The following is a 17,336-nucleotide window of genomic DNA, read 5'->3' as shown; positions in this document are numbered from 1 at the left end:
GATTTCTCTATTTGCAAAATAAAACCATTCCTGCTTTAGATGGGGGTGGTTTTTACTTGTTGGTATTATATTAATTCCAGAATTACTTGTTCCAGCTCTTGTTCTCTTTCCAGTCCCATTTTCTTGCGAATACGGTGTCGTGAAGCTTTAATAGATCCCATGGTTACATTACGAATAACCATAATCTCTTTAAGACTCAGGTTCATACGCATCAAAGCACATATTTCTCTTTCAGATTTGGTGAGATCAGGATATAAAGTTCTCAATTTCTGATTAAAAGCTTCATCCAATTGCTCTATATTATCCCCAATAGAATCAAATTTGCTTTCTGTACTGATTTGGGCATTAAGATCACTGATTAGAGATTGAAAGTCCGAAACATCTACAGCATCTGCGTGTTGTTTTACTTTTTTAAGCTTAGAAAGGAACTCCTGCTTAAACTGTAACCGCATTTTATTATCGGCTACTAACTGTTTGGCTTGATAGGTGGTGTGTTTTAGCTTCTCATCTAATAATTCTTTTTCAAGCTGTTCCTTTTTAAAACGTTCTTTATTCAGTTTTCTTCGGTTGTTTACAATGATCAATAATGTGATGATTCCTGCAGAAATCAACAACAATAGTGTAATATAAAGTCGATTCGTAGCCTGCTGTGCTTCGTTTTTTAACTTAAGTTCACTTTTTTCATTTGCAAATTGAAGGCTATCCGAGAGTTTTTCCTTCTGAAATTGATAATTCAATTCCAGTGCGGTGATCTTTTTGGCATTTTTGACATTAAAAATGGAATCATAGTAATATTTGTGGGTTTTGTAAAAGCCAAGTGCATTTTTATAATTACCCATCTGCTCATAAATATGACTCCTTAATTGATAAATAATAGGAAATTTAGAGGTGTTACCTTGTTTTTTAGCATAATCCAGCGCTTCATCCATATAGGAAAGGGCTTCCGGATATTTCCCTAAATCCGAATGGATTTTGGCGAGATGCATTAATGTATTAGAAAGGAAGTTATAATCTTTTGTTGATTTAAAAATATCAATAGTTTCTTCATATAAAGCAATAGCTTTTTCATACTTGCCAGTAGTATAATATATAGTAGCAATATTATCATTGGATTTTGCTTTTTCAGAAAGAGTACGAGAGTAATTCTTCGAAAGTTTGTAGTAATGCATAGCAGAATCATTCTGCTTAGTGTAATAATATATGACTCCCAGCATATTATAGGTGCGGGCTAATTGAGTACTATCTACATGTCGTTCCTGTATGGCTATAGATTTTAAAAAATAAGTTTTAGACTTGTCATACTCTTTTTGATATCTAAAGATCATAGAGATACTATGATAACTCTTGGCAATTTCAAAAGAATCTTGCAATTTTTCTCTGATTTTTAGCGCCTGTAACCTGAGATTCAGAGAGTTTTTATAATTGGTTTGCTTGGATTCATATTTGCCCAATATATCCAGTAAATTGGCTTTTTTTTCAAAGAAATAAAACGAAGGATTTGCTATGTCATCAATAAGTTGTAAGGTTTGATTCATCAAATCTCTTCCCTGATCGATACTATATTTCTCTACCACTTTGGTCAATTCGAAGAGGTAATGAACTTTTAGAGAATCATTAGCTGCATCATTAACCTTTTGTCGTAACTCAATTTCAAGGCTGTCCTTTGACTTCTGACTAAATATGATGAGCGAAGAGAGTGAAAAAAGGATTAGGAAAAAGGCTTTCATAGTACTTAAGGGTATTTTCAGATGTACTACAAATATAACAATATTGACAAAAAAAGGAGTTTTATGTGTAAATCTAAATTCTTTGAAAAGCCTTATAAATAAAGGGTTGAAACTTTTTGTAACCAATAAAAACACTCAAATTCAAGAAGAGATTTGTACCATTGATCTCTAATTTATTGATAAAGTTTTAACTAATAAAAATCCCCTTATGAGAAAACCACTACTCTTATGTTTCGTTGTGTTTTATGCGATAGGATTCACTTCTTATGAATTATCTGCCAGAACACCTCTCAAAACTTTCGAAGAATTATTTACCCCACAGATTAGTGTCACCGGTCCTGATATGATGACTGTGATCCCTAATGGTGATACAACTCCCGATATAGCAAAAGGAACATTGTTTCTCGAAATCGGTACAGGTCATTCCATAATGACACCTTTTACAATCCAAAATAACGGAACAAGTGATTTGAATATTTCGAATATTACGATCACAGGGGCTAATGCGGCAGATTTTGTGATCAATGACATGTGGCCGGTCACAGTATTAAATGGGACATCAGAATCTTTTGAAATAAGTTTTGCACCGCAATCTACCGGTGTAAAAAACGCAATAGTAACCGTTACCAGTGACGATCCTACCAATGGAACCTATACATTTGCTATACAAGGAACGGCATTCGAAGGAGCTACTGGATTACATTTTGATGGGGTAGATGACAACATCACTTTTAATAATGGTAATTATAGCCTGAACGACAATTTCACGATCGAGTTTTGGATGAAACCTGAAATTTCAGGAACAGACGAACATTTTATACTGGATAATACAAGTGGTAGTGAAGGATATAGTTTACGTATAGATATAACACAACAATTAAACTTTACCTTTTTTACCTCAAGTGGTGTTAAAAATCTAACAACTCCTCCTTTAGTAAATGATCAATGGCAACATGTTGCTATTGTTTATAATGGTACCCGTTATATAATTTTTATTGACGGTATGTTAGACAATTCATTGATACTTTCTGAAGCTATTTTGGATAGTAGTAATAACCTGACATTAGGTAGTGCAATGGGTGGAGGAGAATATTTTAAAGGAGCTATAGATGAATTACGAGTATGGGATGTAGCATCGTCTAGCTGTAGAATTCCAAATCAATCCGGCTGCCAACTAACAGGAAGTGAAGATGATTTAATTGCCTACTATAATTTTAATAATGGTGAAGTAAACGGGAATAACTTTCCGGAGTATAGTATATTAGATCCCAATCATACGATTACATCGGGTATTCCTCCACAAGGAACTTTAAACAATTTTGGGTTAACAGGTACTACTTCTAACTGGATAGACACTACTGCAAATGGTATTTCAGGAACATGTAATACATATTCAGAATCTATCATTGGGATTGCTTCAAATAGTAACGCTATCAATAATGGGGACACTACGGTAAGTTCAAGTAATAACACCTCTTTTGGAAATGTAGTATTTGGTCAGGCAGAACCTGCAGATTATACCATTAGTAATACGGGTAGTGCTATATTAAACATTTCTAATGTTATCATTGACGGAGCATCTGATTTTATTATTATAGAATCGCCAACAACTGTAGCTGCAGGAGCTTCAGAAAATTTACGTATCCTTTTTACACCAGCTTCTATTGGAACCAAAAATGCCACGGTTCGTATTTCAAATGACGATTGTGATGATGCTACTTTTACATTTGCTATAGAAGGAACTGGTTTTACACCTGCCACCGGACTGAGTTTTGATGGAACAGACGATCATATCAGTATTAATCATAATAGCGTACTCAATACAAGTACATTTACAATAGAAGCGTACTTTAAAACAACATCTACTGCAGGAGGACAAGCCATTATAAGTAAGTATGATACTACAGGAATTAATGGGTTCTCTTTGTTCTTAAACAGTTCTGGAGGGATACTATTTGAGTACGCAGTACCAAACAATGAATCAACTAGTGCATCTAGTGCTTCTGGATTAAATGATGGGAACTGGCACCATATTGCTTTAGCATTTGGAGATGGAAAGGTCATATATTATATAGATGGTGTACTAGACAATGAAATTACCTTTAGTAATATTCCAGATGCCCCAACAAATACAGAATCACTTTACATAGGTTATTCTGCGTTTAATAACGTTTATTTTAATGGAGATATAGACGAAGTACGTTATTGGTCTAGAACACTATGCTCAGATGAGATTACAGCACAACAAAGCTGTGAATTAACAGGGAATGAATCTGATTTGGTGGCGTATTATAACTTAAATCAAGGAAATGTTGGTGCTAATAATGCTAGCATAACAACGGCTGACGATGCAACTTCAAACAGTTTAGATGGTACATTAACCAATTTTACACTAACAGGCAGTACGTCTAATTGGATAGATACTACAGTAAATGGTATTTCTGGAAACTGCTCAATAGCTATTCCTGAAATTAACGTACAAGGAGATGGTAACGATATCCCTAATGGCGATACAACTCCTGATAGCAGTGATAATACAGATGCAGGAAGCGTTTTGGTTGGTAATTCTACCGAGATGAACTTTTTTGTTCGTAACACGGAGGGTTCAGGGACTTTAAATATAGATGGTGTGATACTTACGGGTGATACAGCAGATTTTACTATTACGCAAAACCCACATAACAATCCAATACCAGCAACCGAATCTGCTTCATTAAAAATAGAGTTTGCACCGACTTCAGGTGGTACAAAAACGGCTACAGTAATTATTAGTAGTGATGATTGTGATGAACCGGATTATACTTTCACTATACAGGGAACAGGAATTCCTGCTGGTACTGGTTTAGATTTTGATGGCGCTAATGATTTAGTAACAATTTCACACAATGCTTCTCAGAATAATTTGAATTTCACTGTAGATTTCTGGATCAAAACTACCGATGGACTCGGAGGAGTCATCAATAAGTTTACCCCAGATGGAAACAGTGGATGGCGTATTAACCTGGATGGTGGAAGAATAGAGTTCTATTATTATGCCAGTGCTTCCAATTATGTAACAAGATTGTTAAGCCCTGCAACTTCGGTCAATGATGGTAACTGGCATCACGTAGCGGTTACCCTCAACTCTGGAAATGCCAGATGTTATATAGATGGAGTATTAGCAAGATCAACCGGATGGAATGGAACTGCTACAGCTACCACGACCACAGCAGATATACAACTAGGATATGCAGCGGCAGATGCTCCTAGTGGTGATACAGGAGGATATTTTGATGGAGAATTGGATGAATTACGTATTTGGACAAAAACATTGAGTGAATTTGAAGTTGGTCAATTAAATGGATGTACAACAGATATGTCACAAACCAGTTTAGTGGCTAGTTATAATTTTAACGAAGGTATTGCAGCTGCTGATAATAACGGGCTAACAACATTAGCTGATGGTTCTGGAAATAACTACAACGGAACACTTACTAATTTTGCCTTAACCGGAGCTACCAGTAACTGGATTGATGCGACTGACAACAACGTTTCAGGAAGTTGTGACTGCGTTGTTACAGGTGGTGTTACGTTGACTACGCAAGCCGAAGTAGACAATTTTGTAACGACTACTCTCGGATCTTGTGGAGTTATTGAAGGAGATGTAACCATTAACGGAACTATTACAGATTTATCAGGGTTTTCTAATGTACATATCATTTCTGGAAACTTTCAATTACAAGGAAATATATCCGATGATTTATCCGGTTTTTCTAACCTAAATACAATAGGAGGAAATTTCACTTTAAAAGATATGACCAATACGACTTCAATAACAGCTTTTTCTAATGTTACAAGCCTGGGAGGAAATTTTGAAGTCAACAACCTGGATCAATTAACCGACATATCAATTCTGAATCAAATAGCTGCTATTTCAAGTATAACGATTACTGGTAATGCAATGTTATCAACGATTGCTTTTGATGAATTGCAAACTATGAGTTCAAGTTTTGTCATAACATTTAATGGATCATTAGGCACTATTTCAGTTCCAAAATTAACTGATGTAAGTGGTGAATTTAGAATGAATAATAATAGCTCTGCAATGACGAGTCTTAGTTTACCCCTTCTGGAAAGCACAGGGAATTTCCGAATTAATGATATGAATGGTCTACAATCCATAAATGCTCCAGAATTACTAACGGTTACGGGTAGCTTTAATGTGGGTAGTTGTGCTGGCTTAACTACCCTTACGCTTCCAAAACTAACAAGTATAGATAATAATACTTCCATTGACAATTGTACACAACTTACTACAATAAATACAACGTCCTTATCAACGGTTAGTGGTAATTTTAGTATGGATGATTTGGCAATCAGTAGTTTAAGTTTCCTCCAAAATGTAACAAGTATTAGTGGTGAACTTTTAATAAGAGATATGATTAATTTGAGTAATCTTCAAGGACTTGATGAATTAACAACTTTAGGTAGTTTCAATATAACAGATTGCGATTTGGTACCTAACCTGGAGGGCTTCCCTAAATTAGCTATTACTTCTATAAATTCATTAAACATTGCTGAAAATGAATTAATCACGACATTCGATAATTCTTTCTTAGAATCATTAACTTCTATTGTTACTTTGGGAATTAGTTTTAATGGAAATCTGGTAGAAATTGATGCCTTACAAAATTTAGTTTCTCTCACAGGAGGAAGTGACTCAACAATTAGGAATAATAATAGTTTGCAAAGCGTTAATATGTATGCGCTAAGAAATGTTGCTGCCAACCTGGTGATCCAAAATCAGAATCAGGCAATACATAATCTTTGTGGTTTGTATAACTATGTAATTCTTGGTGATGGTGCCACTACCTTATCATTTCAAGGTGTAAACAAACCGGAGTGGGATAGTGTACAGGATATTATTGATAATTGCGAAACCCCTGTTATAACATTGAATGGAGATAATCCACAGGTGATCGAACAAGGTGATGGATATACAGAATTGGGAGCAACTACTAATGACGGTAGTACAGTAGTTATTGATGCCAGTGCTTTTGTGGATGCTATAGGTAGTTATACAATTACCTATAATGCCGTAGGTATATCAGACAATAATGCTGTTGAAGTTACCCGAACGGTAAATGTAGTGGATACCACCGCTCCTGTGATTACCCTAACAGGAGATAATCCTCAGGTGATCGAACAAGGAGATGGATATACCGAACTGGGAGCTACCGCAGATGATGGTAGTAGTATTGTGATTGATACTTCTGATTTTACAGATGCAGTAGGAAGCTACACCATTACGTATAATGCAACAGATGCTTCAGGTAATAATGCTGCTGAAGTTACAAGAACGGTAAATGTAGTGGATACTACCGTTCCTGTGATTACTCTGACCGGAGATAATCCTCAAACTATAGAATTAGGAGATGGATATACCGAATTAGGAGCTACTGCGGATGATGGTAGTAGTATTGTGATTGATACTTCTGATTTTACAGATGCAGTAGGAAGCTATACGATTCGATATAATGCCACAGATACTTCAGGAAATAATGCTGTTGAGGTTACCCGAACGGTAAATGTAGTAGATACCACTGCTCCTGTGATTACTTTAACAGGTGATAATCCACAAACAATAGAACAAGGAGATGGATATACCGAACTGGGAGCTACTGCGGATGATGGTAGTACTGTAGTTATTGACACTTCTGATTTCTCAGATGCAGTAGGAAGCTACACCATTACCTATAATGCCACAGATACTTCAGGTAATAATGCTGTTGAGGTTACCCGAACGGTAAATGTGGTAGATACTACTGCTCCTGTGATTACTCTGACCGGAGATAATCCTCAAACCATAGAATTAGGAGATGGATATACCGAACTAGGAGCTACCGCGGATGATGGTAGTACTGTAGTTATTGATGCTTCCGATTTTATAGATGCAGTAGGGAGCTATACTATTACGTATAATGCTACAGATGCTTCAGGCAATAATGCTGTTGAAGTTACCCGAACGGTAAATGTAGTGGATACCACAGCTCCTGTGATTACTTTAACAGGTGATAACCCACAAGAGATAGTGTTAGGAACAGGATATACAGAGCTAGGAGCAATCACTGATGATGGAACTGCAGTGACTATTGATAACTCGGACTTTGTAGATGCTATTGGAAGCTACACAATTCGATACAATGCAACAGATACTTCAGGTAATAATGCGGTTGAAGTTACAAGAACTGTTAATGTCGTACCTGTATTAGGCTTAGAAGATCATAAACTTGATGAAGTCTTATTGATACCTAATCCGGCAAATGATCATTTTAAAATCTATGGACTGTCATCAGAAGCAATAGTATCGATTCATACGATAAATGGACAGCAACTAAAAAATACATTGGTATCTGTCGATAATACTATTGAGATAACAAACATACCGGCTGGAGTTTATTTTGTAAAAGTAATCTCAGGTAATACTAGCAAAACTTTTAAACTGGTTAAAAATTAACAATAATTACTAGCCTTTCAGCAAATTGGATATTACGAAGTTAAGGGGTCGTTGATTTCTTTATTTGCTATAATAGACCGTCCTGATATAAGGATGGTCTTTTTGTTTTAAAAATAATAATAAATAGAGTGAAAGCTTAAAAAAGATTTAATTGCATTTCTTCCTCTTTTTCATTTTCAAAAACTCCGTAACGGAAATAGTACCCATATCATCTACTTCCGAAATTATTTTTTTGTCAGAAATAAAGCCTTTAAATTCTACATAAACAAAATCGACGGCATTATCTGTTTGTCTTTTTTTATAAGCATCAAATAATGAAGAAAAATCGTTTTCCTTTAAAACCGCCATTGAAACTGTAGATGGTTGTCCGCATTCTGTAAAATAAACAGATTCTGATTCAGCTACATATGAAAACATGCCTTTAAATAATCGTATTTCATTAGTAGATTCAGAGGTCTCAGTTTTCGATTTACAAGAAACAAGAAAAACGATCCCAGTGATTAGCAGCAATACTTTTTTCATGGAAAAAGGTTTATTAGTTAACTTGTTTAAATTTAGTTATTTATGTTGAAACGAAAATAAAGTCAAACTGTTTTTTTTATAAACATTAGATATGATTTATGTTATAAGAGAAATGATTTTAATTCCTTCAGAATATCGATTAATTAAATGTAGTTATGTAATTAATTTATACTGGATTTAAGGATTTTTGCTCTTTCCAATTCCACGCATACCATATAATTAGTAACATCGCCAAAATCTCCATAGTAGCAAAAAATAAGTAATAATAAGAACTCCAACCGCCAATTATTACTGCTATAATATTTATTATACTAACAATGATATTTGTCCATCGGTTTGCTTTATGTTTTAATACTCGTGATAAAAAAATCATTATAATTCCTGTTTCCATGAGAATTGCGGCAGCAAGTAGAAATTCTTGAGGAACTTCGATCTTGTCCATTAGCATCATATGTATAGGGGCATTATGATCCAGAAGAGAAATGCAATCTGCATATAACATATTAAATAATACAAATATCCATAATGCAGAAAGTCTAGCTTTTATATTTGTAGTCTGAAATAATGATCTTGTAGCCTTCATACTCTTTTTTTTAATTTCGATAAAGTGTTTTATTGAAAAGATATGCTATCTATATAGACGAATTGTTTGTGTAAATGGTTGTCTGGTAGAATTATTATTAGTACTTCCGGTATTGGAAACCAGATGCTATGTTGGAAAGAAAAAGGTTTAGATATAGTGCTTTAAATGTAAGATGCTTTATTGTATGTTTAGTATTAATTACCTGAGTAATCTATCTTTTTGAATAGCTTTTAAGGTGCTTTTTCTCCAAGTATTCTTGAAAATAATTTTTTTAGCATTGGCGAAGCTTCCTTCATATCGCGCTCTCTTTCTTTGGCTTTTAGTTTCCCGTCTTCATAATATAATTCATAGCTAAATACAAAACGACTGGCTTCTTCGTCAACACCTAATTGTCCAAATCTAAGATCATTAAAATACGTTTTGTTGTTCGTTTTTTCAATGGTATACCAACCTTCTGATAACGCTACCAATCGTGGAATTAGAGGGTCTTTTACCATATCGCCAAGAAGATGATGATTTTTAGGAAACGATGTAAAATCTATAGTATCATCATCATCAAAAAAAGAATGATACCCTATTAAGAAAGCATCTTCGGTTTCTACATTTGCCGCCCATAAAATACTATTCATTGGGGTAGGTCTGGTTTGAATTTCTTTATAAGCTATATGTTGGTTTTCTAAACTTATCCAAAAATTATAAGAAGCATTTCTTTGTAATATTAGAGTAAGTAGTATATACAAACTGCTGATAACAAGTCCTAGGTTATTTAGTTTTCTTCTTTTAGGATTTGTTCTTTTATAAAACATAGCAGCAATTACTAAAACTAAAAAAGGAAGAGTATATAAAGGGTCGATAACAAAGATATTTCTAAAAGAAAGTTTATAAGCAAAAGGCCAAAACAGTTGGGTACCCCAAGTGGTAAATGCATCAAGAATGGGATGTGTAAATAATCCTAGAAACATGAGTTTTGTCCAGTCTTTCCAATCTGCTTCTTTATTTTTATATAATTTGGTCACAAGCCATCCAAAAACAGGAGCAGCCAGTATACTAAACAGGATTGAGTGCGAAAAACCCCGATGCCATTCATTGGCAGTTACATTATCAACAAAAAACTTTGATAGTACATCCAGATCAGGAATGGTTCCTGCAATAGCGCCCCAAAGCATGGCTTTATTTCCAACCTTTTTACCAAGAGCTGCTTCTCCAACAGCAGCACCAAGAACGATTTGAGTCAATGAATCCATAAAATAATTTAGTCTAACTGAAGTTTAAAAGGATTTCTAATTTCATACTCACTAGAAGAGATCGATTCTATCATAGGTTTAAGAAGTATATTCGATAAACTTTTAAATATTTTTTTCAAGCATAAATCCCTTACAAAATATAGCAGATGATTAATGTCTGTTTTTTCTCAAAATTACCGTTATTTTTTTATTGAACGACGTTAAAAAAACACCAAAAAAGATATTTCCTACTTACTTAATGATTTTACAATATAAAATCTTAAATTTTTGATAGAATTATTTTATGGTGTCATTTGGTCGTCAAAATCAAGTTCTTAAACGAAAACTATTTAATTAGTTATAGTTTTATTGTGTCTAATTCAAATAAGTTTATTTCCTTTGAGCGTAATTGGAAATTTTTATGGGGAAATCTGTTAATTGTGTCTTATTGATCGATGATGATAAGGCAACAAATTTCTTTAATCAAAGAGTTGTAACCAGGCATGATGGTTTTGATAAAGTAAACACCGTGCAAAGTGGAATGGCTGCTCTGGAATACCTTAATAATGTTGGAAAAAAAGATACCGTAAAACCGGATCTCATTTTTCTGGATATTAATATGCCTGCCATGAATGGATGGGAGTTTTTAATTGAGTTTTCAAAACTCAATGAAAAAATCACAAATAATATTAAGGTTATTTTGTTATCTACATCGTCAAACCCTGATGATGTTAGAGCATCTATTAAAAATCATTCTGTTGATGATTTTATCAATAAGCCTTTATCTCTGGATTTACTAGATAATGTATTGAGAAATCATTTTTAGCTATGGAAAAGTTAAAAACCCTTCTATTGGTAGATGACAGTAGGGCAACAAACTTTTTTAATAAAACTATGATTGAAAAAGTTGGATGTGCAGAAGAGGTCATTGTTGCAGAAAATGGCAAAGAAGCATTACAATATTTACAATCAGGAATATCACCCGAAATTATTTTTTTAGATATAAATATGCCAGTAATGGATGGGTGGGAATTTTTATCAGAATATCAAAAACTTCAAAATAAACAAGACAAGTCTATTATTGTCTTAATGTTAGGAGCTAGCTTAAGTTCAGAAAAAGAAAAACTAGCACGAAGCATCCCCGAAATAAAAGAATTTAGAGAAAAAATGCTATCAAAAAAGATAGTATCTGATATCATTACCAAATATTTTGGACAAAATGAATCAGAGGTTTATACTAAGAATGGGGATTTATCCGATTGTTAAAAATAATGTTGGTGATGAAATTATTTGTATTTTGAATCAACTTATGATAGATTTGGACGCTTAGATGCCATAATTATTTAAAGTAAGCACATCAAAACAACAATAAATAACACACCCTGTATACTCTTATTGCAGAATAAAACTTTTTATACTGCGATACTCCTCGTTTTTTCTGTTTTTACAGTTTTTTCTCAATCCAGAGCAATCATAACTGGTAACGTATCTGATCAATTCGGAAGTCTTCCAGGAGCTAGAATTGCAATCGAAGGTACAGATCAAAATACAACAACAGATGTGGATGGCAATTATAGTTTTGAAGTCGATGAAGGGGCGTATGTAATTACTGTTGGTTTTGTAATGTATACATCAGTTTCAAAATCGATAGAGGTAAAGGTAGGAGAAACTGCTCAATTGGATTTTGTACTTGAAGCTGGTTTTTCTATAGATCAACCTGTCTCCTTAGGATCTAGAGCAAAGCCCAAATCACTACTTAAAAATACAGCTGCGGTAGATATCATTTCTCCACAACAGATTACAAATTCATCACAAATAGAACTAAGTCACATATTACATTATCTGATTCCTTCCTTTCATTCTACACATCAAACTATTGCAGATGGAACAGATCACATAGATCCAGGAACTCTAAGAGGTTTAGGTCCAGATCAGGTATTGATATTGATCAACGGAAAAAGAAGACATAACAGCTCATTACTTAATGTAAATGGTACAGTAGGTAGAGGATCTGTTGGTACTGATTTTAATGCAATACCTATTGCTTCAATAGAAAGAATAGAAGTATTACGAGATGGAGCTACTTCTCAATATGGATCAGATGCTATCGCAGGAGTGATAAATATTATCCTAAAAAAGCAAACCGAAAGTATTCTAATTGATAATAGAGTAGGTGTTACAACAGAAGGAGATGGGTTTACTATCTATTCTTCTGCAAACTTTGGATTAAAAATAGGAAAAGAAGGATTTGTTAATGTTACTGCAGAATATAGAGATCGAGAATCTGTAAATAGAGCTGGTGATTATACTGGTAGCGTTTACTCTGATGATGAGGCAGAAGATGAACAGTTAATACAAGATAATAATTTCTTTGGTCAGACGGGATATTCAGGTAGACGTGTTATGGAGATCGGTAGTGCAGAAACACAAAATTTAGCATTATCATTACATGGCGAAATAGCAATGTCTGATCTTGCTACGTTTTATGTGCAGGGAGGAAGAAATTATAGAGAAGGTAAGGCCAAAGGCTTTTATAGATTTCCTAAAGATGAAGATAACGTTGTTTTAGAATTATTTCCTAATGGTTTTTCTCCAGAAATTCTTACAGATATTCAAGACGATGTAATTGCAGGAGGTATAAAAGGAATAAAAAATGATTGGGATGTTGATTTTAGTCATACTATAGGGGTTAATCGATTAGACTATACTGTAAACAACTCTAATAATGCTTCGTTAGGAGTTGCATCACCCAGAACATTTTATACTGGGGGATTTCTATATAGACAAAATACCACCAATCTTGATATTTCAAGAACATTCGATTGGTTGAGCGGAGTTAATATAGCATTTGGAGCAGAACTGAGAGTAGAAAATTATCAGATTATTGCTGGAGAAGAAGCTTCATACGTGGATGGAGGAAGTACATATACTAATGATCTAGGTGTAGAACTTCCTAGAATTCCTGGCGCACAGGTTTTCCCAGGTTTTCAACCAGAAAATGAATTAAATCGTTTCAGAACAAATAGCTCTGGATATATTGATATAGAAACCAATTTTACCGAAAAGCTTTTACTTAGAGCTGCGGCAAGGTATGAATCGTATAACGATTTTGGTGGACAGGCGATAGGAAAACTTTCTGGTAGATATAGAATTAATGATCAAATAAGTGTAAGAGCAGGATATTCTACTGGATTTAGAGCCCCATCACTACATCAGGTATTTTTTCAAAATATAAGTACACAATTTATCAATGGAGAAAGTGTACAAGTAGGAACATTTAATAATGAAAGTGCTGTTGTAAAAGAAGCATTTGGAATAGGCGCTTTAAAACCCGAATTATCTAAACATTTTAGTACAGGAGTTAGTGGTAAACTTAATGACAATTTTACGTTTACTGTAGATTATTATCTTATTAGTATAGATGATCGTATAGTACTTTCAGGAAGGTTTGCTGAAGGGTATGAAACTATTTTGGAACCCTTTGGAGTAGGAGCCGCCCAGTTTTTTACCAATGCGATAGATTCTCGAACTTCTGGAGCAGATGCTACCGTTGTTTATAAAACAGAATTAGGAAACGGAACCTTAAACGCTTCAATTGGTGCTAATGTAACCAGTACAAAAGTGAAAGGACAAATAAAAGTCCCACCATCACTTGTCGGCCAGGAAGAATTACTATTTAATAGAGAAGAAATTGCAAGGGTAGAATCTGCTCAACCCAACTATAAGTTAAATTCTATTTTATCTTACGATATAGATAAGTTTAGGTTACAAATGGCTAATACACTTTTTGGAGAAGTAAAATTTGTTCATCCAGATGATGGAGATTCAGCAAATTGGGTGTTAAATGAGTTAACAGGAGTAGTTGAAACAAGAGATCAGACTTTCTCGCCCAAGTTAGTAACAGATATGACTATCTCATATCAATTTAATGACTATGTTAGATGCACGTTTGGAGGCAATAATGTTTTTAATGTATATCCAGATAGACATACGCATTCTGCGAATATTAATAACGGTAATTTTATGTATAGCAGGCGAGTACAACAATTTGGAGTGAGTGGAGCAAATTATTACCTGCGATTAGTATTAAGGTTATGAAGTATAAGGCTCCCTCATTTTTTGACTCTTATATTCGCGCTATTTTCATCATAGCGTTTCTTACTTTATTCTCTCTATTTACTCCCTTAAAAGCGATTTCTCAAGATACCAGTAATGAGGAGGTTAAGAGACTTCAAAGAGTAATCTTTATTTATAATTTTGCAGAACAGGTAAAGTGGCCAGACCAGGATGATCGAGAAACCTTCAGGATTGGAGTTTTAGGACCTGATCGCACTATTCTGGACCTACAAGGAATGGCTTTAAAAAGAAAAATCCATGACAAACCCGTAGAGATTGTTCGTTTTCAATTGGTAAAAGATGTAAAAGATATTCAGTTATTATATGTGAATCAAAAGTATAATTATGATATTCATTATATGCTTAACAGGATTTCGGAAAAGAACATATTACTGGTGAGTGAAGATTATAACTATAATGAATCTATGATCAATATGGTTAATGTCGAAGCATCTTTTGAATATGAAATAAATACCTCTCGAATACAAAGTGAAGGCTTTTTAATAGCTTCATCATTAAGAAAACATGCAATAACTTCTGCCCAGAAATGGAAGAGACTTTATCAAAAAACAGAGAAATCTTTAAAAGAAGTAAGAGAAGTAAATAAGGAGCAAAAATCTTTGATTACCGATAAAGAAGAACAAATCGAATCTCAAAGAGATAAAATAAGTAGCCAGGAAAAAGAAATCACTGATAAGAAAAAAGAAGTCGGAGAACAACATAAAACTCTTGAAAACTTGTATACCGAGACTAAGCTTCAAAAAAAGAAGTTTGAAGAAAAGATTAAGATAGAAAGAGAGCTTGAAAAAAATATTCAGGAACAAATTAGTTTTATCAAAAGCCAGGAAGAAAAAATCCATGCCAGTAATAAACAAATCAAACAACAACAAGAGTTTTTAAAAAGTCAACAGGAGAAAATTAAACTGCAGGAGGATAAGCTAGGTAATCAGGCATCTGAAATTGATAAACAAAAAGAAATTAATATTTTATTGGCGTTGGTACTTATTCTTGGAGCTATTGGTGCGATATTAATAGGGATAGGATATACGGTCAAAAGAAATTTGAATATAAAACTCGAAGCAAAGAATCGAGCAATTCATCAACAATCCCTGGAACTTGAATCAAAGAATAAAGAATTAGAGCAGTTTGCATATATAGCAAGTCATGATTTGCAAGAACCTCTTAATACAATCTCAAGTTTTATAGGTTTATTGGCAGAAGATTATGAAGATACTTTTGATGAAACAGGAAAAGACAGTCTGGTTTTTATTCAAGATGCAAGCGTTAGAATGAAAAAACTAATCGATGCATTATTACAATATTCGAGATTAGGAAGAGAGAAGGAATATACTAATGTAGACGTGAACACAGTATTAAGTGTACTAAGAGGAGATTTTAAAAGTATACTAGAAAGAACAAAAGCCATAGTTCGTTCTGAGAATTTACCAGTGGTTAGAGGATCAGAAATAGAACTTAGGTTATTACTTCAGAATCTAATTAGTAACGCTATTAAGTTTACGAATCCAAATGTGATCCCAGAGATCGATATTACTTGTGTTAAAAAAGAAAACAATCATAATTCTTCAGAAAAGTTTTGGCAGTTTTCTGTAAAGGATAATGGAATAGGAATCCCAGAAGAACATAAAGAACGAATTTTTGCAATTTTTCAAAGACTTCATTCCAGGGATCAATATCAAGGAACCGGTATTGGATTAGCCCATTGTAAAAAAATTGTAGAATCTCATGGTGGTAAAATATGGTTAGAATCCGAAGAAGGAGTCGGAAGTATTTTTTACTTTACTATACCAATTTAATATAATATGTGCACTGTATTCTACTATTTTGTTAAACACTACATTTCAATAAGGAATCAAAGTTCTCTGACCCAAATATTTCGATATTGAACAAGATTACCATGATCTTGAAGTTTTATAGGTCCTTTGCCATGAGCTTCATTTTTTGGATGACCTATATACTCTGTTGTTCCTAAAACTTCTACGTGATCTTGTACTAAAACACCATTATGAATAACAGTAAATGTTCCTGATTTTATTTTCTTTCCTTCCGAATTAAATTTAGGAGCGTGAAAAATAATATCATAGGTTTGCCATTGATCAGGAGCTTTCATAGCATTGACCAGAGGAATATGTTGTTTGTATATTGAAGTTGCCTGCCCGTTCGAATAAGTTCTATTTTGATAGCTATCCAGAATTTGTACTTCGTATTTGTTTTGAAAAAACACACCACTGTTACCTCTTCCTTGGCCTTCTCCCTCAATAATATCTGGAGCACTCCATTCCAGATGTAATTGAACACTACCAAAAAGTTGTTTAGTTTGTATATCTCCTGTTCCAGGAGTTACCGTCATTGTGCTGTCAGAGTTAATCGTCCAACTAGCATTTTTGTTATCTTTTGAAGATATCCAAGAGTCAAGATTAGTTCCATCAAACAATACAATAGCGTCAGAAGGAACATCATTTTTGTTAAAAGAGATGGCTTTGGGTTCTGGTTCCCATACTTCGGTTTCTTTGGGGTCTGTAACTTTCTTCTCTTTAGAAACTTCTGTTTTTTGCTCTATTTGTGCAGCTTTTGTTTCTTCTTTGCACGAGCTTAAAATGATTAACAGAATTAGGATGCATGATAGTTTTTTCATTATAGTTCTGTTTAAT

Annotated in this window: 10 protein-coding genes; 5 read left to right on the top strand and 5 right to left on the bottom strand. The window is 33.9% G+C overall.

The features are described 5' to 3' along the window. Positions 1 to 65: 65 nt before the first annotated feature. A complete protein-coding gene (locus U0D62_RS20485; protein ID WP_322289215.1) occupies positions 66 to 1,727 on the bottom strand; it encodes a tetratricopeptide repeat protein in 1,662 nt (553 codons plus the stop codon). 208 nt (positions 1,728 to 1,935) lie between these two features. Here U0D62_RS20485 and U0D62_RS20480 point away from each other — a divergent pair, with 208 nt between their 5' ends. Next, entirely contained in the window at positions 1,936 to 8,223 is a 6,288-nt protein-coding gene (locus tag U0D62_RS20480; protein WP_322289214.1) for a LamG-like jellyroll fold domain-containing protein, read from the top strand. 147 nt (positions 8,224 to 8,370) lie between these two features. Here U0D62_RS20480 and U0D62_RS20475 read toward each other — a convergent pair whose 3' ends face one another. From U0D62_RS20475 to U0D62_RS20465, 3 genes are all read right to left on the bottom strand, one after another. Continuing rightward, positions 8,371 to 8,745: a hypothetical protein gene (locus U0D62_RS20475; RefSeq protein ID WP_322289213.1), complete on the bottom strand. Its 375-nt coding sequence runs from the start codon at positions 8,743 to 8,745 to the stop codon at positions 8,371 to 8,373. Between the two features lie 166 nt (positions 8,746 to 8,911). After that, positions 8,912 to 9,328 (bottom strand): DUF6326 family protein, encoded by a 417-nt coding sequence (locus U0D62_RS20470; protein ID WP_322289212.1) that lies wholly within the window; start codon positions 9,326 to 9,328, stop codon positions 8,912 to 8,914. Between the two features lie 230 nt (positions 9,329 to 9,558). After that, positions 9,559 to 10,572, bottom strand: coding sequence for a metal-dependent hydrolase (locus U0D62_RS20465; RefSeq protein ID WP_322289211.1), 1,014 nt, complete (start codon positions 10,570 to 10,572; stop codon positions 9,559 to 9,561). A gap of 400 nt (positions 10,573 to 10,972) precedes the next feature. On the opposite strand from U0D62_RS20465, the gene U0D62_RS20460 reads away from it, so the two are divergent. From U0D62_RS20460 to U0D62_RS20445, 4 genes are all read left to right on the top strand, one after another. Then, positions 10,973 to 11,377, top strand: coding sequence for a response regulator (locus tag U0D62_RS20460; protein ID WP_322289210.1), 405 nt, complete (start codon positions 10,973 to 10,975; stop codon positions 11,375 to 11,377). Positions 11,378 to 11,379: 2 nt separating this feature from the next. After that, positions 11,380 to 11,817, top strand: a complete 438-nt coding sequence (locus U0D62_RS20455) for a response regulator (RefSeq protein WP_322289209.1) — start codon at positions 11,380 to 11,382, stop codon at positions 11,815 to 11,817. A gap of 129 nt (positions 11,818 to 11,946) precedes the next feature. Further along, positions 11,947 to 14,649: a TonB-dependent receptor gene (locus U0D62_RS20450; protein WP_322289208.1), complete on the top strand. Its 2,703-nt coding sequence runs from the start codon at positions 11,947 to 11,949 to the stop codon at positions 14,647 to 14,649. Beyond that, positions 14,646 to 16,481 (top strand): YfiR/HmsC family protein, encoded by a 1,836-nt coding sequence (locus U0D62_RS20445; protein WP_322289207.1) that lies wholly within the window; start codon positions 14,646 to 14,648, stop codon positions 16,479 to 16,481. The genes U0D62_RS20450 and U0D62_RS20445 overlap by 4 nt, the downstream gene beginning before the upstream one ends. A gap of 56 nt (positions 16,482 to 16,537) precedes the next feature. On the opposite strand, the gene U0D62_RS20440 is transcribed toward U0D62_RS20445, so the two are convergent. Continuing rightward, positions 16,538 to 17,320, bottom strand: a complete 783-nt coding sequence (locus U0D62_RS20440; RefSeq protein WP_322289206.1) for a 3-keto-disaccharide hydrolase — start codon at positions 17,318 to 17,320, stop codon at positions 16,538 to 16,540. Positions 17,321 to 17,336 lie beyond the last annotated feature (16 nt).

The organism is Aquimarina callyspongiae (assembly GCF_034322225.1).
Taxonomy (GTDB): domain Bacteria; phylum Bacteroidota; class Bacteroidia; order Flavobacteriales; family Flavobacteriaceae; genus Aquimarina.
The sequence above is the reverse complement of the archived record's forward strand: the minus strand, read 5'-3'. Positions and strand labels throughout refer to the sequence as shown.

Coding starts and splice junctions, on each gene's coding strand:
- U0D62_RS20470 (WP_322289212.1), bottom strand. CDS start 9,328: ATGAAGGCTACAAGATCATTATTTCAGACTACAAATATAAAAGCTAGA.
- U0D62_RS20440 (WP_322289206.1), bottom strand. CDS start 17,320: ATGAAAAAACTATCATGCATCCTAATTCTGTTAATCATTTTAAGCTCG.
- U0D62_RS20480 (WP_322289214.1), top strand. CDS start 1,936: ATGAGAAAACCACTACTCTTATGTTTCGTTGTGTTTTATGCGATAGGA.
- U0D62_RS20445 (WP_322289207.1), top strand. CDS start 14,646: ATGAAGTATAAGGCTCCCTCATTTTTTGACTCTTATATTCGCGCTATT.
- U0D62_RS20465 (WP_322289211.1), bottom strand. CDS start 10,572: ATGGATTCATTGACTCAAATCGTTCTTGGTGCTGCTGTTGGAGAAGCA.
- U0D62_RS20455 (WP_322289209.1), top strand. CDS start 11,380: ATGGAAAAGTTAAAAACCCTTCTATTGGTAGATGACAGTAGGGCAACA.
- U0D62_RS20485 (WP_322289215.1), bottom strand. CDS start 1,727: ATGAAAGCCTTTTTCCTAATCCTTTTTTCACTCTCTTCGCTCATCATA.
- U0D62_RS20460 (WP_322289210.1), top strand. CDS start 10,973: ATGGGGAAATCTGTTAATTGTGTCTTATTGATCGATGATGATAAGGCA.
- U0D62_RS20475 (WP_322289213.1), bottom strand. CDS start 8,745: ATGAAAAAAGTATTGCTGCTAATCACTGGGATCGTTTTTCTTGTTTCT.